Consider the following 17,871-nt stretch of genomic DNA (forward strand, 5'->3'; position numbering starts at 1 on the left):
ACATTTACAGGATCAGGCCCAGCCCGCGACCTTGCAGCGCAGCGCAATCAGGGCGGCCTTCTTGATCTGGCACACCCTGGACTCGCCGACATTGAGGATTTCACCAATTTCGGCCAGACCGCATTCTTCGACAAAGTACAGCTGCAGTACCGTCCGCTGACGCTCAGGCAGGGTGCTGATGGCCTCGGCGAGCGCTTCTGACGACATCTTGAATTCCAGACAGCTGTCAGCCTGGGGAGACTGGTCGGTAAAATAGGGATTATTGTCGGCGTAGCTGTCGTCAAGCGAGCAGATATGGACACTTTGCTGCATGTCGATGGCTTGCATGTAACGCGTGAGCGACATGCCGGCGGCCTCAGCCACTTCGGCGTTGGACGGCTGCCGGCCCAATTCGCTGGACAGACGATTGCGCAGCGCGTTCAATTCCCGACGCTGCCGCAGAACGCCGCGGGATAGCGTGGAAAGCTTGCGGGTTTCATCGATCATGGCCCCGCGGATCCGGGTCCGGGCATAGGTGCTGAAGCAGGCCTCGCCACGATCAACAAAGGTGCGGGACGCACTGATCAGCGCCGCAATGCCGACCTGCACGAGATCATCAATTTCCACACCAGCCGACACGCTGTACGAAACAGTTCGCGCGATCTGACGTACCAATGCATCATAATCCTTGATGAGTGAATGAAGCTTAGTGTCCTCAGATTTATCAATCCGGTCACTAAACGCGGTTTGAAAAGCAACTAGTTGCATCACATTTCCCCCGTAAATGATTACCGCTTATTTCACCTTTAACCACGTCATAATGATTATTGACGTGGACTTTTCAGGTGTGATTAAGCGTCATTTACGACGTCGCGTTTACCATCAGCAATATCGTTAACTTCCTACAGTATTTCTACGATACTACTGTACCGGACCTGCTGTGGGGTGCCGGGGAATCGGATCCAGGCTCCCGATCGGCCTCTGCGTTTCTGACTGTCAGCACGCATGTGTCAGCTGGAACAGCTCAGGCCGCCAGCACATGGATCGCTTGCGTCGTCCGGCCCTGCTGAAGTCGCCTGGCGTGCTGAGCGCTCTCGGTGACAACGCGTCAGCGGACGTCGATCCCAACCGTTTGAAGCGCGTCCAATCCCTGCATCGGATGGTCATATGCGCTGAAACGGCCAGGTCCGGAACCCATTGAAACCCGGTAGAGTTAAATTGGCATTTACTATGTCAATATCTTGTATTTTCGACGGACTTTGGACTAACCGCGCAGCCCAGGTTTCATGCGAGGGGGGCTGGAATCATGTGTGGGAAATCCTTCTGCCAAGCGCGCCGTGACCGCCGTGGCAACGTGGTCGCCATGACCGCGCTGCTGATGCCGGTGCTGATCGGCGCGGCCGGTCTGGCAAGCGACACGATGCAGTGGACGCTAGTGCGCCGATCGCTGCAGCGGCAGGCCGACTCGGCCGCCCTGGCTGGCGCCTATGGACTCAGCCAGGGTCAGGATGTCGTCAGCGCTGTCGCCGAGGATCTCACCAAGAACAGCAATTTCGAACTGAGTGGCGAGCCGCTGATCGAAAATGCGCCGACAGCCGGGCCCTTCGCTGGCGACAGAGATGCGGTGCGCGTGCGTCTCACAGCCGAGTCCCGCTTGCCCTTCACGGCTATGTTCCTGGGACGAGCCATCGTCATCAGCGTGGAGGCGACAGCCGGCCTGGTGCAGGGTGGCGAATATTGCCTCATGGCACTCGACAACAGCGATGCGCGCGGCATCACCGTCAGCGGCGACACCACGCTTGATGCATCGTGCGGCATGCACAGCAACAGCGCAGGCCAATCCGCCATCGCAGGCCAGGGCAGCTCCGACATCTTCGCCACGCCCGTGTCTGCGGTCGGCAATATCGACGATCAAAGTGGAGCGTTCCGGTCTGGAACCATATTCCAGCCATATACGGCCTTGCAGCGCGATCCTTATGCCTATCTGCCTGATCCCGCCATCAGCGCCACCATCAGTGACGGCGATGTGCAGCCAAACCAGACCCGAACGTTCGCGCCAGGCACCTATCGGGGCATGAACATCCAGGGCAATGCCGTGCTGATGCCTGGCATCTATTACATTGATGGCGCGCGGTTGACCGGGGGTGACGCCAATAATGCTGGACTGCAGATCGGGTCGCAGGCGACAATTACCGGCAGCGGCGTCACATTGATCCTGACGTCGTCCAGTCCGTCTGTGGGCGGCTCATTCGCCGGCATGAAGATAAACGCGGGCGCCACCGTGAACCTGACGGCCCCCACGTCCGGCACCTATCAGGGCATATTGATCTACCAGGATCGGCGCGCTCCTGCGATGGGTGACACGCTGCAGATCAATGGCAACAGCGGATCAAAGCTGCAGGGCGCCATTTATGCGCCACGCAGCGAAATCGTCATCAACGGCAACGCCGGCATGAACACCAACTGCCTGCAGATCGTTGGCTATCGTCTGACGTTCAACGGCAGCAGCAGGATTACCAATGACTGCCCGGCGTTCAGCAATGCCGGTGCATTCAAGCGCAATCTGATCCGCTTGCTGAACTGATCGCTGATCCCCCCTTAAAGATGCGACTGGCCTTCGCCGTGCGGTATTTCGGCTGACCCATTGGCGTCACCAGCCTTGCAACATTGGCAGATCGGCTTTCGCCGTTTTGCCATGGGCGAGGTTTCTCCGCGCCGCCGGCGCATTGCTGGTGCGGGCTGAGCGGTGGATGAACGATTCCCTCGTGATCACCCCCTCCAGTCGAGCTTGAGCCGCAATCCGAAAGCCTCGCTGTCAAGTCCCCAAGGTTAACGCCGTTACGCACCCCGATCAGGTTCCCGACCCGCGGGCGCCAGAACCAGTCGGGCCACCTCTCGTGCTCCGGCCGCAACAAAGGAGAGGCTGTGATGAAGTTGAACCAACTGCGCACCACCCTGGCCGCCAGCTTGGCTCTGGCCGCTACCGCAGCGCAGGCGCAGCAGGTGGTGAACCTGACTCCGACCAGCAACATCAATGCCGTTTTGCTCACCCTCAAGCCTGGCGACACGTTGAAGCTGACGGGGACGTTCGAAACGGCCGTCCGCTTTACCAAGCGTGATTTCGGTGGGGTGACGCTGGACGCCAGGGGCGCCATCCTGCGTGAGGGCCTGCTCATGCAGGACGTACGGAATCTGAACATCGTTGGCGGCACCTTTGGCCGCACGGATGCCGACACCCGCGAATGGGCGACCCTGGGGATTGCCAACAGCGCACATATCAGTGTTTCGGGAACAACCGTGGTGGGCAATGGCAATATGCGGGGTGCCGGCATCAAGGTCACGGGTTCTCAATTCGTCACGATCCGCGACAACCGCCTGTCGGGGCACCTGGGATCGATCATGTTGGCGTCGTCGGTCGACTCGCTGATCACCCGCAACGTGATGACCGCGGCTGCCAGCGATGGCATCCAGATTGTCGACAGCCATCGCGTGATTGCGGCATCCAACAAGTGCAGCGATTTCACGCCGGGGCTGGGTGCACACCCGGACTGTATTCAGTTGTGGAGCGTCGCCGACAAGCCACTGCAATCGGATATCTTCATCCTCAACAACAGCGCGATCGGCAACATGCAGGCGTATCTGTCTTCCGATCCAAAGACCGGCAGCGGCACTCAACTGACATTTGCCGGCAACTACGCAGCAGTTACCTACACGCACAGTGTGACGTGCGGCAACTGCACGAATAGTGTGTTCTTCAACAATGTGCTGTCCAACCTGCCCAACGCGGTGCACGGCGCGCCGTCGCTGAAGATCGGACCGTCGCCCACCAACGTGGTAGGCTACAACCCGCTTTATGATCTGCGTGGCCGCACGGACGGCTGGCTGCCCGATCCATTGTGGACTTCGTTCCAGCCCGATATTGCCGGGCAGGTCGGCAGCAAGTGGGATGACCGCAGCTTTGGCTTTCGCTCGGCGAACGAGTTGGGTGCAGCCGTGCCCGAGCCGGCGAATTGGCTGATGATGGGGTTGGGCTTTGCGCTGGTCGGCATGAGCCGGCGTCGCAGGCCGCAGCTGGTCCTGGCCTGAGCAGGAGGTGGCGATCAGCCGGGCAGGCGGCTCCGGTTCCAGCGAGTGGTCGACGACTTCACCCGCGAATGCTTGGCGTTGTTCGTCGACACGTCGCCGCCGGACGGCTGGGTCTCGGCGGAACTGGATGGTGTGATGGCTGGCCGATAATGCGTTGCGTGCGCCTGTTGATCGACTTGCGCGGCTGTTGTTGGACGATCCGATGAAGCCGCATCGCCTCGCCGGCGAAGAGCTGGTTGGGGACAAGGATGATCGCGGGTTCTACCCGACCAGGCATGGTTGGCAGGCTTTGCCTGTTTCGTTGATGTTCATTCCTGGACACTGCGCCTGAAATTCCCTGTTATCGCGACACCAATTCCCTGCTCGGGAACCGGTGCATTTTGCGGTAATAGCCGATTTTTCAGAGACATATGCGGGCATTCGGCCGCGGATGCCGATGCGAAACATATCGATAACAGGGAAAACAGGGAAATTTGGCACTGAGCCTGGTTCGCGGCAGACGTCTTCCACCGCCAACTGTCCGATCACGCAATAACCGTCATCATCAAACCTGCAGCATCTCAGGGCTTTGTCCTGACGTGAAAGCACCGCTAGATGCGCGCGGTTTGCAAGGAGGTCCATGCGTGGACGCACGTGATGACATTGACCCGATGTGGGCACCGCAGCCCGATGCGCTGCCCGACTGGTTTCATGAAGCCCTCGCCGTGCCGCGCGAGGAAGGCTTCATCGACGTCGCGGGAACGCGCATCCATTATTTTCGGTGGGGTGACGCCAAGCATCCCCCGATCCTGATGACGCATGGCTTTCTGGCGCATGCGCGCTGCTTTGCGTTCATCGCACCGTTTCTGGCGGGGGATCATCACGTCATCGCCTATGACCTGTCGGGCATGGGCGACAGCGCCAACCGGCCCGGGTGCGACGCGCAGGCGCGCGGTGCCGAGATGGTCGGGGTTGCCGAGGCGCTTGGGTTATTCGATGGGCCGGCCAAGCCGGTCATCATTGCGCACAGCTTTGGCGCTTCCGTCGGCTTGACGGCGATCGCGTTGGCCGCGGACCGATTTTCCGGCTTGATCCTGTGCGACATGATGGTGCTGCGACCCGAGGTGCTGGCGGAGCGGAACCGGCAGGGTAACGGGCGTCCGGGCTCGGGCGACCCCAACAAGCCGCAACGCCGCTATCCGGACTATCCCACCGCGCGCAGCCGATATGTGCTGTCCCCGCCGCAGCCTGTTGGTGAGCCATTTCTGATGGATTACATGGCCTTTCACTCGCTGCGTCGGAGCGGTGAGGACTGGACCTGGAAGTTTGATCCCGAGGTCTTCCGTCAGAACGACGCGGATCCGGGATGGCATGAGATGGGCAAGCGCCTGGTTGCCACGCCGGGCCGCAAGGCCATCGTCTATGGCGCCCAAAGCCAGTTGTTCACGCCGGACTCGGCTGACTATGTGCGGGAATTGGGCGGCAGCGATATTCCGATCGTCGCGGTTCCGCAGGCGCGCCACCACCTCATGCTCGATCAGCCGCTGGCGTTTGTCACGGCGCTGTGCAGTATCGTCGAGATGTGGCAGACCAACGAGAATACAATTCTTGATCAGGCGCGACCCGCTTGAGCCGCCGTCATCACTCGGCGAAGCCGGCCCCCGTGCTGGCAAGGGCGACGCCGCCATCCACGGTGATCGTGTCGCCGACCACATAATCCCCGGCGCGGCTGGCGAGGTAGATGGCGGCGCCGGCCATGTCCTCGTCAACACCAATCCGGCGCGAGGGGATGAATTTCGAAATCGCATCGCCATGATCGCGGGCGACCCGGTTCATCTCGCTGGCAAAGGCGCCCGGTGCGATCGAGGTGACATTGATGGCATCGTTCACCAGCCGCGCCGCCATGCGCCTGGTGAGATAGATCAGCGCCGATTTGGAGGCGTGGTAGCTGTAGGTTTCCTGCGGATTGAGCCTTATGCCGTCGATCGACGTGATGTTGATCACCTTGGCCGGCTGCGCGCGCGTGCCCGACGCCTTCAGCAGACCATGCAGCGCCTGGGTCAGGAAGAACGGCGATTTGACGTTCAGGTTCATCACCTTGTCCCAGCCGCTTTCGGGAAACTCCTCGAACGGGGCGCCCCAGGCGGCGCCGGCATTGTTGACGAGAATGTCGAGCCTTGATTCCTGCGCGGCGAGCTGTGCAGCCAGCGCCTGGCAGCCCGCGACCGTCGAGACATCCTGTGGCAGCGGGATGCAGTTTGGCCCCAGTTCCGCCGCCGTTTCGAAGCAGGCAGGCGCCTTGCGTGACGAGATATAGACCTTGGCGCCCTGGGCAATGAAGCCGGCGGCGATCATCTTGCCGATGCCGCGGCTGCCCCCGGTGACAAGCGCGACGCGGCCATCGAGGCGGAACAGGCTGCTGGTGTCCATGATCATGTCCTTGAATCGAGGCCGCAGGAAGAAAGGCGATCAGTGCAGCCCCGTCTCGTGCCGTCCGACAACCATGTGGTGCACTTCGTCGGGACCATCGGCAAAGCGCAGGTGGCGAACGTCGGCATAAAGCTCGGCCAGCGGTGTCCATTGCGAAATGCCGGCGGCACCGTGGATCTGGATGGCCTGGTCGATGATCTGGCAGGTCTTTTCCGGCACCATCGCCTTCACCATGCTCACCCACACCCGCGCCTCGCGGTTGCCCAGCACGTCCATCGCCTTGGCGGCCTTCAGCACCATCAACCGCATCGCCTCGATCTCGATGCGGGCGCGGGCGATCAGTTCCAGATTCTTGCCCAGCATGATCAGCGGGCGGCCAAACGCCTCGCGCGAATTGCCGCGCTTCACCATGTAATCCAGCGCGATCTCGGCCTTGCCGATGGTGCGCATGCAGTGGTGGATACGCCCCGGCCCCAGCCGCACCTGCGAAATCTCGAACCCGCGGCCTTCGCCGAGCAGGATATTTTCATACGGCACCCGCACGTTTTCAAAGCGCAGATGCATGTGGCCGCGCGGCGCGTGATCTTCGCTGAACACGTGCATCGGCCCCAGGATCTTCACGCCGGGCGTGTCCATCGGCACCAGGATCTGGGATTGCTGGCTGCTCGCCGGGCCATCGTCGCTGGTGCGCACCATCACGATCATCACCTTGCAGCGCGGATCACCGGCACCCGAGATATAGAATTTCTCGCCGTTGATCACCCAGTCCTTGCCATCACGGACGGCGCGGGTGCGGATGTTCTTGGCATCAGACGAGGCCACATCAGGTTCGGTCATGGCATAGGCCGAGCGGATTTCACCGGCGAGCAGGGGCTCCAGCCAGCGCTTCTTCTGCTCGGGCGTGCCAACCCGTTCCAGCACTTCCATGTTGCCGGTATCGGGCGCCGAGCAGTTCAGCGATTCCGATGCCAGCGGCACCTTGCCCAGTTCGGCGGCGATATAGGCATAATCCAGATTGCTCAGCCCCTCGCCGGTTTCGGCATTGGGCAGGAAGAAATTCCACAGGCCCGCCGCCTTGGCCTTGTCCTTCGCCGTCTGCAGCAGTTCCAGCTGCCCCGGCGCCCAGCTCCAGCGATCGGCCCGGCCCTTGCCCAGTTCCTCGAACTTTTCCGAAATCGGTACGACATTGTCGTTGATGTGACGGACAACGGCATCGAACAACGGCCGCGCCTTTTCTGACATGCGCAGATCGTTCATCTCGGGATTGGTGAAGATATTGGTCATCGTATTGGGTCCTCTGGTTCGCCCGCATGCTTGCCGCCATGCCAAGGGTGCGCAAGCCCACAATTTGGAGACCGCGCGCGGGCCGGTTTCCCCGTTTGGCTGTGAACGCGGCCCAGCCCGCTCCCCGGCGTTACCGATTTGCCAGCGGATAAAGTGTGAGCAGCGTCATCTGGCTGTTGACGGGGAAGCGGCGGATGATGAACCCGCGGCCCTCCAGGTCGCCAGACTGGATGCGCTTGATGGCGGTTCTTGTGTCTTCAAGGTCGACGGTCGAGAGCCACGGTGCCTGCGGCGGGGCATCATTGCGGCAGCAGTGAGCGCCATAGAGCCTCGTATCAGGCGGCAGCATGGCGAGCAGCCGGTCGATGGTGGTGACATAGGTTGAAAGGCTGGAATCGGGTACAAAGGCATAGAGGGTCGTCGGGTACAGGAAATCTCCGGTGTAGAGGCGCTTGCCGGCCGGTTCCCAGACTGAAATCGAATTCGTGGTATGGCCGGGCGTGGACAGGATGGTAACGGAACGGTCGCCCAGATCGATCGTCTCTCCAGGCCTGATCCACTGCGTCACCGTGAAGTCGACCGGGTCCGGGCGGGCAAATTGATAGCGGCCCAGACGCACTTCTTTGCCCTGCGCGCGGGCCCGTGTTTCCGGCAGGTCGATCAGTGCGATATCGCGAAAGAAACCGAGACCGTTGGTGTGGTCGTGATGCAGGTGGCTGGGAATGACGGTGACCGGCAGCTTGGTCAGGCCGGCGATGGCGCGGCTTATGTCGTGCGCGCGGGTTGCACCGCTGTCGATCAGGAGCGCGCGGCGCGTGCCGACCAGCAGATATTCGTAATTGTCGGGATCAGCGGCGGGCTCGCCGATCGCCCAGGTGCCCGGTGCAATCTGCTCGACACGCCAGTGCCCGTCGACAACCGCTCCCGCGGCCCTGCCAGGCAGTGGCCGGAATTGCGCCGGATTGGCCGGCGCCGGCATGATGTTCGTTTCGAGCCTGGCAGCGACCATGGTCAGTTCGGCGAAGGCAAAGGGCAGCAGCGCAACAAGCAACGCCATCGCACCGGCAGCGACAGCCAACCCGCCAATCCATTTTCGCCAGCGCATCTGCTTGCTCCCCCCTCACCATCGCACATCGGCGCTTGCACCGCCGCAAGATCGCCGCCTAACATCAACCCCGGATGAGGCCGACACGCCGCCAGTTCTCCCCAATGATCTGACGACGAACTTGCCAGGGAGCAAAGGGATATGAAGGCGGGTCTGTTCGCAAGTGTGCTCGGCGTCGCCCTGCTCTCCGTCAGTGCTGCCCCGGCAACGGCCAAGGCCGCGTCCGGCAGTGCGGATCTGATCCTGACTGACGCCCATGTCTACACGCTGCGCTGGGGCGAGCCGGCGCGCGATGGCACGCCGGCACCCGATGCGCCCATAACAAACGGCACGTGGCACCCCGATGCCACGGCGGTGGCGATCCGCGGCGGCAAGATCGTCTATGTCGGCAGCGACAAGGGGGCGCTGGCGCTGCGCGGCAAGCGGACCCGGGTGATCGATCTGAACGGCGCGACCATGATCCCCGGGCTGGTCGATTCCCACACCCATTTCATCGAACTGGGCGCCAAGCTGGAATCGGTCGATCTGACCGATGTCGCCACCGAAGCGCAGGCGGTTGCAAAGGTGGCCGAGCGGGCGAAGTCCGTCCCCAAGGGCGAATGGATCTTCGGTGCCGGGTGGGACGAGGGGGCCTGGGCCAACCGCTATCCGGACAAGCAGCTGTTGAGCGCCGCGGTGCCCGATCATCCGGTGGTGCTGCGCGGTCTGCACGGCTTTGCCATCTGGACCAACCAGGCCGCGCTTGATGCTGGCAAGATCACCAAGGCCAGCCCTGTGCCGGTCGGCGGCGAGATGCGGCTGGGTGCGGATGGCCAGCCCAATGGCCTGTTCCTCAACCGCGCGGCGACGATGGTCGAAACGGCGCAGCCGCCCGAGCCGCCGGGAGTTGTCGCGCGCCATGCGCTGAAGGGCCTCACGCAGATGGCCGCCGACGGCTATGTGACGGTGCACGAGGCGGGTGTGGGCAGCGCGGCGATGGCCGCACTACAGAGCCTCGAGGACGAGCACCGCCTGCCGATCCGGGTCTATGCCATGCTCTCGCTGCGCGACCCGCCCCTGATGCGGCAGTGGATCGCCCGAGGGCCGGACCGGGACAATGACTCCATGCTCGTCACGCGCGCGGTCAAGGCCTATTACGACGGCGCGCTGGGATCGCGCGGGGCGCGGCTGCTGGCCGACTATGCCGACAAGCCGGGCCACCGCGGCATCAGCGGCAGCGGTTATGGCTTTGACCAGGACTTGGCCAGGGCGGCGATGAGGGCCGGCTTCCAGCTGGGGACCCATGCCATCGGCGATGCGGGCAACCGCGAAGTGCTCGATTTCTTCGAGGCTCAGTTCAAGGCCGATCCCGCCACCGCACAGGGCCGCCACCGGATCGAACACGCCCAGGTCGTCTCTCCGCAAGACCAGCCGCGCTTTGCCCGGCTGGGCGTGATTGCCTCGATGGAACCGCCTCACGCGGTGGAAGACAAGGGCTGGGCCGAAGAGCGTCTCGGCCCGCAGCGCATTCTTGGTGCCTATGCCTGGCGCACGCTGCGCCGCGACGGTGCGCGACTGACCTTCAATGCCGACAATCCCGGCTCAGACCACAGCATCTTCTATGGCCTGCACGCCGCGATCACCCGCCAGGACAAGCAGCGCCAGCCCCCCGGCGGATGGTATCCGGCAGAGCGGCTGACGATCGAGGAAGCGATCCGGGCCTATACCAACTGGTCGGCCTATGCCGCCTTCCGCGAAGGCCAGACGGGGATCATCGCCAAGGGGCGATGGGCTGATCTGACCGTCATGGATATTGATCCCTTTGCCCTGGCTGGATCCGCGCCGGAGAAAATCCTGGCCGGCCGGATCCGGGCGACCATCGTGGGCGGCAAGCTGGTTTATCAGCGATAGGCCGTTCAGGTCGACGGGCCTGCGGCCAATCGGCCAGGCCATGCATTGATCATGCGGCGGATGTCATCTCCGGCCTGCGTGCGCCACAAGCAGGGGCGCTGTTCCCGACTGCGTCCGGGATCGGGAAGGCGATCAGGCACAAAAAGGCCGGCGGTCCGATTGTCTCGGAGCCGCCGGCCAGAGTGGGCGATCAGAACTTGTAGCCGAGCGTCACGCCATAGGTGCGCGGCGGCATCAGCGTGCCGCCGATGGCGCGGCTGGTCGAAATCGAGAAGCTGCCGGCATAGACCAGCTCGTTGGTCAGGTTCTTAACCCACAGGTTGGCGGTGAAGCGATCGCCGGGGTGGGTGTAGAGGATGTTGGCGTCAAGCTGGATATAGCCTTCCTGCGCCAGCCGGTCGTCGTTGAACTCGGTGTGATACTGCTTGGAGCGATAGGCAAAGTTGCTGGCCAGCGTGACGCTGCCACCATTGCCCGCTTCGATCCGATAGCTCGGGTTGAGGTTGACGCTCCAGCGCGGCGACATGCGGGTGGAGTTGCCCGACAGGTCCTTCAGCAGTGCGTTGGGATCGGCACCCGGCGCGAACAGCCGGGCATCGAGCGGGTCGGACGCGCGGAAGTTGGTGAAGGTGGAATGGAGATAGGCCACCGAGCCATCGAGGGTGAAGGCCTGGGTCGGCCGCCAGCGCATCTCGACTTCAACGCCATAGGCTTCCGAACGCGCCGCGTTGGTGAGCGTGCTGGTGAAGAAGGGCGGCGCCGGGATCGGACGGGTCAGCGAGAACTGGCCGTTCTTCAGCGTCTGGAAGAAGGCCGCGACATTGGCATCGAAGGTGGCGCCATTGAATTTCAGGCCGATTTCATAGGCTTCGACCTTTTCCGGGTCCACGAACGGCAGCGGCTGGGTGAGCGAGGTGCGGCGGGTGGAGCCGATCTCGGCGGTGCCGCTCTTGAAGCCGCGCGACCAGTTGGCATAGATCAGCACGCCGTCGGTCGGGCGATATTCGAGGCCCAGCGACGGCGAGAAATCGCGCCAGCTCTTGGCGACATCCCACATCGGAATGCCCAGGCGCACGCTGTCGAGCAGGAAGCCAGTCGGGCCATCGCCGATGCCGGTGTTGTTGACCAGGCGGCGCTTTTCCCAGCTGTAGCGGCCGCCGGCCTTGATGGTGAACTGGTCCGACAGCTCATAGCTGACGTTGGCATAGGCAGCCCAGGTCTTCACATAAAGGCTGCCGTCGAACTGGATGCGGAACGGATCGGTGTTGGTCAGCACGTCGAGGCCGATGTGGTTTTCGGCGTTGATACGCTCGTCCAAGTAGAAGAGGCCGAACACGCCATGGAAGCGGTCGGTGTCGACGTTGCCCTGCAGTTCTTGGCTGAACTGGTTCTCGAACACCGGCTGCCAGTGGTTGGCACTGCTGCGGATCGGCCCGGTCTGCGCCAGCGCATAGCCCAGGTAGGTCGACATGTCGAAATCCTGGAAGAAGATCGCATCGAACTTGCGATAGCTGGTCAGCGACTTCAGCGTGACGGCGTCACTGGCCTCCACCGTGATCGCGCCGGTGAAGGCATATTGGGTGCGATTGTTGATCGGATCGAAGTTGGTGGCGAGGTTGCGCGGATTGGTGGAGAAGCGGGCCTGGCTGCCATCGAGATTGGTGCGCTGGCCGAGCGCGCTCAGCCCGTCATTGGCCGGGTTGGCGTCGGTGAGCACGCCGGGGAAGGAGACTTCGCGGAACTTGATGGCCAGGGCCCGATCGTCTTCGCGGTGATATTCACCGGTCAGCAGGATATCGACCGTTTCGGTCGGCTTGAACTCGAGGTGGGCGCGCATCGACAGCTGGCGGGCGTTGTCGATGTCGTTGCCGGTCACTTCGTTGATGCCATAACCGTCGCGGCGAATGGCGCGCACGGCAAAGCGGCCGAGCACACCCTCGGCAATCTTGCCACCGATGGCCGCTTCACCGATCAGGTTGAGCTGCGGGCCGCCAACGGTGAGGCGGGCATAGCCGCGGGTTTCTTCGGTCGGCTTGGCGGTGATCAGGTTGACGGCGCCGCCGGTGGCGTTGCGGCCATAAAGCGTGCCTTGCGGCCCGCGCAGCACTTCCACGCGCTCCAGATCGAACAGCGAGCCCAGCTGCGCCTGGGCCAGCGACACCACGGCGCCATCGACATAGAGCGCCACCGACGGATCAACGCCCGGCAGCGAGCTCGACAGGCCGATGCCGCGGATGAACAGCTTGGCGAAGTTGAAATCATTGCCGAAGCTGATGCTGGGCACCAGGTTCTGCAGCGCTTCGATGCCGGCGGTGTTGGTGCTGGCCAGCTTGTCGGCGGTGACAGCCGAGACCGAAACCGACACGTCTGACAGCGATTGCTCGCGCTTTTGCGCGGTGACGACGATCTCGCCATCGTCCTTGGCGGTGTCGGCGGCAGCGGTCTGCGCCATCGCCACGGACGGCAAGGCGGCGAGCGCCAGCACGGAAACCGACAGCACGGCAGCGCGACGCACGCTCGAGCGGGTGATCTGCGACATTTCTTCTACTCCCCCATGAACCAGGTTTGCGTTCCCGCCCCGGTTTCATCAAAAATCCCTGCTGGCCTCCCAGCCTGAGCGGGCGCTAGTCCAGATGACGGAGCGATGACAATGCATTTCCGACAATGGCCATTAGAAATAGCGAAGTCTGAAGGGAAATGGCAGAGTGGTTGGCCGGTGTGGCCGGCGCGTGGAGGGACCCTTGCGCAGATGCCGATGCGGGCGATGGACTGAACGGACGACCGGGAGAGCGTGGTGGATTTCGCGGACTATTTCAACAGGATCGGGCTTCAGCGGCCACAGGGTGTGACGCGAGACACGCTGGCGGCGCTGCAATTTGCCCAGCGCGCAGCGATCCCGTTCGAGAATATCGATGTGCTCCTGGGGCGTGGCATCAGCACCGAGCCTGCGGCAATTTTCACCAAGCTGGTGACGCAGCGGCGCGGCGGCTATTGCTTCGAACAGAACCAGCTGCTGGCGGGCGCGCTCACCGAATTGGGGGTGGCGCATCGGCTGGTGCTGGCCCGCGTCTGGTTGGGCGCAACCGAGATGCCGGCGCACACGCACCTGGCCGTGGTGGCCGAAATGGCCGGGCAAGCATGGCTGCTCGATGCCGGCTTTGGTGGCGGATATTGCCCGCCGCTGCCATTGGTGACCGGCAGTGTGGCCTCCGATGGCGAAGGCGCCCGATATCACCTGCATCATGACCCTGGCATTGGCTGGATCCTCGACCGCGAGGCCAATGGCTCGCTCGTGCGGCAATACAGCTTCACCCTGGCCGAGGTGTTCCCGGCTGATATCCGCCTGTGCAACCACTGGACGTCGACCCACAAGGCCTCGCGCTTCACGCAGCTGCTGGTGGTCAACCGGGTGACGGCGGCTGGCCGGCTGGGCCTGACTGGTGGCGATTTCGTCCGGGTTGCTGACGGCCGGTCAACGCATGCGTCCATCACCCGAGACCGATTGGGCCCGCTGCTCGCCGACGAATTCGGGCTGGAGCTGGACCCAGCCGATACTGCGGCGCTGGCACGCTTCGTCGAGGCCGTGAACGCATGAAATCCACCCTTCGTGATGGCCCGGAGAAGCCAAATCGGCGTTGGCGGGAGGCGAAGGCGGGGCAAAGCCCCCCGGCGAGCCGCCCGACGACGTTGATTTGGCTTCTCCGGGCCACCGCAGGCGGCGATATCCAGCCCGATGCAGCGCTCGCTGCGCTTGGGCGGTAGCGCCGCTACCGCCACGGCGCTTGCTCACTCGCCTCGGGCTGCATAGCGCCGTCCCGAAGGGTGGATTTCATGCGTTCACGGCCTAGAACACCACGCCGTCCATCAGCTTGCGCGCCGTGCGCAGCAGCGCGGCGGACTGAACCTGGCCGGCGGCATCGGTCGTCAGGATGCAGGTCAGCTCGCCGGTCGGATGTTCGACCGACAATGTCTTGACCGCACCATCGGGAATCTGCGCCACGGCGGCGGCCGGCGATCCGGGCACCAGGCAGGCGGTGGCGACGCTGACGGCGCCGAGCACGCCGATGCTGGCGTGGGCGCGGTGCGGGATGAAGCTGCGCACGGTAATGGCGCCGCCCTGGCGCGGCGGGGCGACCAGCATCATCTTGGGCACGGATTTGGCCGCGACGTCGCCCAGGTTCATCAACGGGCCGACCGCCAACCGGATCGCCTCGATCCGCTGCTTCAGCGCGTCATCGGCATCGAGCGTGGCGCGGTCCTCATAACCGGTCACGCCCACATCCGCGGCCCGCATCACCACGCAGGGCATGCCATTGTCGATCAGCGTCACCGGCACGCCGTTGATCACGTCGACCGCATTGCCGGTCGGCAGCAGCGCGCCGCAGCTGGAGCCGGCGGTGTCGCGGAATTCCAGCGGCACCGGCGCGTGGGTTCCCGGCACGCCGTCGATGCGCGCCGTGCCATCATAAATTACGCGGCCGCCCGGCGTTGCCACCGTCGCCACCGCGGCCTGGCCGGTGTTCTCCATGAAGATGGCAACATCGGTGGTGCCGTCCTGCGCCGGCACCAGCCCGCGCTCGATGGCGAAGGGGCCGACGCCCGCGAGGATATTGCCGCAATTCTGCGCATCGGTGACAATGGCCTGATCGACGAACACCTGCAGGAACAGATAATCGACGTCGATGCCCGGCCGGCTCGACCGGCTGACCACCGCCACCTTGCTGGTCAGCGGATCGGCACCGCCCATGCCGTCGATCTGCACCGGATCGGGCGAGCCCATGATGCGCAGCAGCAGCGCATCGCGCGCCGCGGTGTCGGCGGGCAGGTCCGCTTTCAGGAAATAGCCGCCCTTGGAGGTGCCGCCGCGCATCCACATGCAGCGCACGCCTTGCGCCGGCTCGCTGGGCTCAGACATATTTCAGGCCCATTTCCGCCAGCTTGCCGCGCATGTTGTACATGTCGAGCCCCAGCTCGCCACGGGCGAGGCGGGCGCGCTTGTCGGCTTCATTGGCTTCGCGGGCTTCGGCGGCGCGGGCGACATCGGCGGCCTTTTCGCGCGGCACCACCACCACGCCGTCATCATCGGCCACGATCACGTCGCCAGCGTTGATCGGCGCACCGGCGCACACCACCGGCACATTGACCGAGCCCAGCGACGCCTTGATCGTGCCTTGCGCAAATACTGCCTTGGCCCACACCGGGAACTTCATTTCGGTGAGGTCGCGCACGTCGCGGATGCCGGCGTTGATGATCAGCCCCTTGCAGCCACGCGCCTGGGCCGAGGTGGCGAGCAGGTCGCCGAAATAGCCGTCCTCGCACGGGGAGGTCGGCGCGATCACCAATATGTCGCCGGGGCGCAGCTGTTCGATGGCGACATGCACCATCCAGTTGTCGCCGGGCGGGGCGGAGATGGTGATGGCACTGCCGGCGATGCGGGCGCCGGCGTAGATGGGGCGCATATGGCTGGCCAGCAGCCCGGTGCGCCCCTGCGCCTCGTGCACGGTGGAAACGCCGCAGCGCTCCAGCACGGCGATCACCTCGGGGTCCGCCCGCTCGATATTCTGGACGACGATGCCGCTCATCATGTGCTCCTTCGTGTGCGCCGCCTAGGGGCGACCGCTTGGCCATGGAAGTCGGAAGTTTGTCGCCATCATAAGGACATGCTAATTCGAAGGCGATATGCTCTGGCAGCTGAACCTGCGCCACCTGCGCGCCATGGCCGCAATCACGCGGCTGGGCAGCATTTCGGCGGCGGCCCAGGCGGTGAGCATCACCCAGCCGGCGATCACCCAGGGGTTGAGCAAGCTGGAGACGCAATTGGCCCTCACGCTGTTCGAACGCCAGCCTGGGGGTATGAAAGCGACGCCGGCGGCCGAGCTGTTCGCGGCCCGGGTGGAGCGGGCGCTGGCCCATATCGGCAGCCCGCGGGTGACGACGGCGCAGCTGCGTGCCTTGCTCGCCATTGCCGAGGCCGGCAGCTATCCCAATGCCGCGCGCCTCACCGGGCTGGCGCAGCCGACTCTGCACCGTGCGCTTGGCGATCTGGCCATTGCTCTGCGCCGGCCGCTGCTGGAACGGCGCGGCAAGGGCATCAGCTTCACCGATGCCGGGCGGCGCACCATCCGCCAGTTCCGCCTCGCCCGCGCCGAGCTTGATGCCGGGCTGACCGAGCTCGAGAATCTGAAGGGCCGCGAGGTCGGCCGTATCGTGGTCGGCGCCATGCCGTTGTCGCGGGCGCGAGTGCTGCCGGCGGCGATGGCGGCCTTTCACGCGCGCTTTCCCCATGCCCGGGTGGCGGTATCGGAAGGCGCCTTTGGCGAACTGATCGAGCCACTGCGCGATGGCGAGATCGACATGATGATCGGCGCCCTGCGCGACCCGTCGCCGGGGCCGGATATCCAGCAGCAGGCGCTGTTCACCGACCAGCCGGCGATCTTTGGCCGCAAGGGGCATCCGCTTGCGGGCACGGCCCCCGATCTGGCCGCGCTGGCGCGCTATCCCTGGGTGGTGCCGGCACCGAGCACGCCGCTCTACAACCAGTGGCGGCTGATGTTTGAAAGCGCCGGCATGGCGCTGCCCGATGTGCCGATCGAGTGCGGATCGGTGATCGCCATCCGGCAATTGCTGGTCGCCACCGATTTTCTCACCCTCTTGTCGCCTGATCAGGTCGCGGTCGAGCTGGAGGCGCAGTGGCTGGTGCCGGTCGCCGAGACGCCGGCCCGCATGTCGCGCACCATCGGCATCAGCACCCGCACCGGCTGGCGGCCGACAGCGCTGCAGGCGGCTTTTGTCCAGCAATTGCTGCAGACCGTGGGAAAGGCTTGATTGGCCCACAGTTCCGGAAAACTTATGGGTGGGCACCGGTTCGGATTGGACGGGGCGGACGGCGGGTGACTAGGGGCCGCGCATGGCATCCCTCGTGACCCTGATCGGTTTTGGCGAAGCCGGCCAGAGCTTTGCCGGCGCGGCCGGCTGGGGCCGCGCGGCGCGCGCCTTCGATATTCGCGATGTTGACTTTGCCGGCACCGGCGTCACCGGCTGCGCCAGCCTGGGCGAGGCGCTGGCCGGCGCGGCGCAGGTGATCAGCGTGGTCATCGCCGATGCCGCCGTGGCCGCTG

13 protein-coding genes and 2 pseudogenes are annotated in these 17,871 nt (G+C 64.2%); 8 read left to right on the plus strand and 7 right to left on the minus strand.

Features of this window, described 5'->3' with window-relative positions:
- Nucleotides 1-12 precede the first annotated feature (12 nt).
- On the minus strand, nt 13-747 hold the full coding sequence (locus GJ693_RS01875; protein WP_156254642.1) for a sigma-70 family RNA polymerase sigma factor: 735 nt from the start codon (nt 745-747) through the stop codon (nt 13-15).
- A 538-nt stretch (nt 748-1,285) separates the two neighbouring features.
- Between GJ693_RS01875 and GJ693_RS01880 the strand changes: the two genes are divergently transcribed.
- The 4 genes and pseudogenes from GJ693_RS01880 to GJ693_RS01890 all read left to right on the plus strand — a co-directional run bounded on the left by GJ693_RS01880 (nt 1,286) and on the right by GJ693_RS01890 (nt 5,675).
- Nucleotides 1,286-2,563: a pilus assembly protein TadG-related protein gene (locus GJ693_RS01880; protein ID WP_156254643.1), complete on the plus strand. Its 1,278-nt coding sequence runs from the start codon at nt 1,286-1,288 to the stop codon at nt 2,561-2,563.
- Nucleotides 2,564-2,907: 344 nt separating this feature from the next.
- Complete coding sequence (locus tag GJ693_RS01885; protein ID WP_197041886.1) at nt 2,908-4,065, plus strand: NosD domain-containing protein; 1,158 nt, start codon at nt 2,908-2,910, stop codon at nt 4,063-4,065.
- Between the two features lie 21 nt (nt 4,066-4,086).
- A pseudogene (locus GJ693_RS17440) lies at nt 4,087-4,212 on the plus strand (IS3-like element ISMamg1 family transposase); the annotation flags it as partial.
- 476 nt (nt 4,213-4,688) lie between these two features.
- Nucleotides 4,689-5,675 carry an alpha/beta fold hydrolase gene (locus GJ693_RS01890; RefSeq protein ID WP_197041883.1) on the plus strand — a complete coding sequence of 329 codons (987 nt, stop codon included), beginning with the start codon at nt 4,689-4,691 and terminating at the stop codon, nt 5,673-5,675.
- Between the two features lie 10 nt (nt 5,676-5,685).
- On the opposite strand, the gene GJ693_RS01895 is transcribed toward GJ693_RS01890, so the two are convergent.
- The 3 genes from GJ693_RS01895 to GJ693_RS01905 form a co-directional block, all read right to left on the minus strand.
- Nucleotides 5,686-6,474, minus strand: coding sequence for an SDR family oxidoreductase (locus tag GJ693_RS01895; RefSeq protein ID WP_156254645.1), 789 nt, complete (start codon nt 6,472-6,474; stop codon nt 5,686-5,688).
- Nucleotides 6,475-6,513: 39 nt separating this feature from the next.
- The gene (locus tag GJ693_RS01900; protein WP_156254646.1) at nt 6,514-7,758 is read right to left on the minus strand and encodes an acyl-CoA dehydrogenase family protein; all 1,245 of its coding nucleotides are present in this window, start codon (nt 7,756-7,758) and stop codon (nt 6,514-6,516) included.
- Between the two features lie 130 nt (nt 7,759-7,888).
- On the minus strand, nt 7,889-8,809 hold the full coding sequence (locus GJ693_RS01905; protein ID WP_197041884.1) for an MBL fold metallo-hydrolase: 921 nt from the start codon (nt 8,807-8,809) through the stop codon (nt 7,889-7,891).
- 195 nt (nt 8,810-9,004) lie between these two features.
- On the opposite strand from GJ693_RS01905, the gene GJ693_RS01910 reads away from it, so the two are divergent.
- Entirely contained in the window at nt 9,005-10,753 is a 1,749-nt protein-coding gene (locus tag GJ693_RS01910; protein ID WP_156254648.1) for an amidohydrolase, read from the plus strand.
- A gap of 190 nt (nt 10,754-10,943) precedes the next feature.
- Here GJ693_RS01910 and GJ693_RS01915 read toward each other — a convergent pair whose 3' ends face one another.
- Nucleotides 10,944-13,292 (minus strand): TonB-dependent receptor, encoded by a 2,349-nt coding sequence (locus GJ693_RS01915; RefSeq protein WP_156254649.1) that lies wholly within the window; start codon nt 13,290-13,292, stop codon nt 10,944-10,946.
- Between the two features lie 255 nt (nt 13,293-13,547).
- Here GJ693_RS01915 and GJ693_RS01920 point away from each other — a divergent pair, with 255 nt between their 5' ends.
- A complete protein-coding gene (locus GJ693_RS01920) occupies nt 13,548-14,348 on the plus strand; it encodes an arylamine N-acetyltransferase family protein (protein ID WP_197041885.1) in 801 nt (266 codons plus the stop codon).
- 249 nt (nt 14,349-14,597) lie between these two features.
- On the opposite strand, the gene GJ693_RS01925 is transcribed toward GJ693_RS01920, so the two are convergent.
- Together GJ693_RS01925 and ligK are read right to left on the minus strand one after the other, a co-directional pair.
- A complete protein-coding gene (locus GJ693_RS01925; protein WP_235902551.1) occupies nt 14,598-15,668 on the minus strand; it encodes a 4-oxalomesaconate tautomerase in 1,071 nt (356 codons plus the stop codon).
- Entirely contained in the window at nt 15,661-16,335 is a 675-nt protein-coding gene (gene ligK, locus GJ693_RS01930; protein WP_156254653.1) for a 4-carboxy-4-hydroxy-2-oxoadipate aldolase/oxaloacetate decarboxylase, read from the minus strand. Before ligK ends, GJ693_RS01925 begins: the two co-directional genes overlap by 8 nt.
- A gap of 97 nt (nt 16,336-16,432) precedes the next feature.
- On the opposite strand from ligK, the gene GJ693_RS01935 reads away from it, so the two are divergent.
- Nucleotides 16,433-17,578: a LysR family transcriptional regulator gene (locus tag GJ693_RS01935; protein WP_156254651.1), complete on the plus strand. Its 1,146-nt coding sequence runs from the start codon at nt 16,433-16,435 to the stop codon at nt 17,576-17,578.
- An 82-nt stretch (nt 17,579-17,660) separates the two neighbouring features.
- Nucleotides 17,661-17,871, plus strand: a pseudogene (locus tag GJ693_RS01940) (NAD(P)-dependent oxidoreductase); the annotation flags it as partial.

It is taken from the genome of Sandarakinorhabdus oryzae, assembly GCF_009733735.1.
Lineage (GTDB): Bacteria > Pseudomonadota > Alphaproteobacteria > Sphingomonadales > Sphingomonadaceae > Sandarakinorhabdus > Sandarakinorhabdus oryzae.

Excerpts from the sequence above, each read along its gene's own strand:
- GJ693_RS01875 (WP_156254642.1), bottom strand. The coding sequence starts at position 747 with ATGCAACTAGTTGCTTTTCAAACCGCGTTTAGTGACCGGATTGATAAA.
- GJ693_RS01880 (WP_156254643.1), top strand. The coding sequence starts at position 1,286 with ATGTGTGGGAAATCCTTCTGCCAAGCGCGCCGTGACCGCCGTGGCAAC.
- GJ693_RS01885 (WP_197041886.1), top strand. The coding sequence starts at position 2,908 with ATGAAGTTGAACCAACTGCGCACCACCCTGGCCGCCAGCTTGGCTCTG.
- GJ693_RS01895 (WP_156254645.1), bottom strand. The coding sequence starts at position 6,474 with ATGGACACCAGCAGCCTGTTCCGCCTCGATGGCCGCGTCGCGCTTGTC.
- GJ693_RS01900 (WP_156254646.1), bottom strand. The coding sequence starts at position 7,758 with ATGACCAATATCTTCACCAATCCCGAGATGAACGATCTGCGCATGTCA.
- GJ693_RS01910 (WP_156254648.1), top strand. The coding sequence starts at position 9,005 with ATGAAGGCGGGTCTGTTCGCAAGTGTGCTCGGCGTCGCCCTGCTCTCC.
- GJ693_RS01915 (WP_156254649.1), bottom strand. The coding sequence starts at position 13,292 with ATGTCGCAGATCACCCGCTCGAGCGTGCGTCGCGCTGCCGTGCTGTCG.
- GJ693_RS01925 (WP_235902551.1), bottom strand. The coding sequence starts at position 15,668 with ATGTCTGAGCCCAGCGAGCCGGCGCAAGGCGTGCGCTGCATGTGGATG.
- ligK (WP_156254653.1), bottom strand. The coding sequence starts at position 16,335 with ATGAGCGGCATCGTCGTCCAGAATATCGAGCGGGCGGACCCCGAGGTG.
- GJ693_RS01935 (WP_156254651.1), top strand. The coding sequence starts at position 16,433 with ATGCTCTGGCAGCTGAACCTGCGCCACCTGCGCGCCATGGCCGCAATC.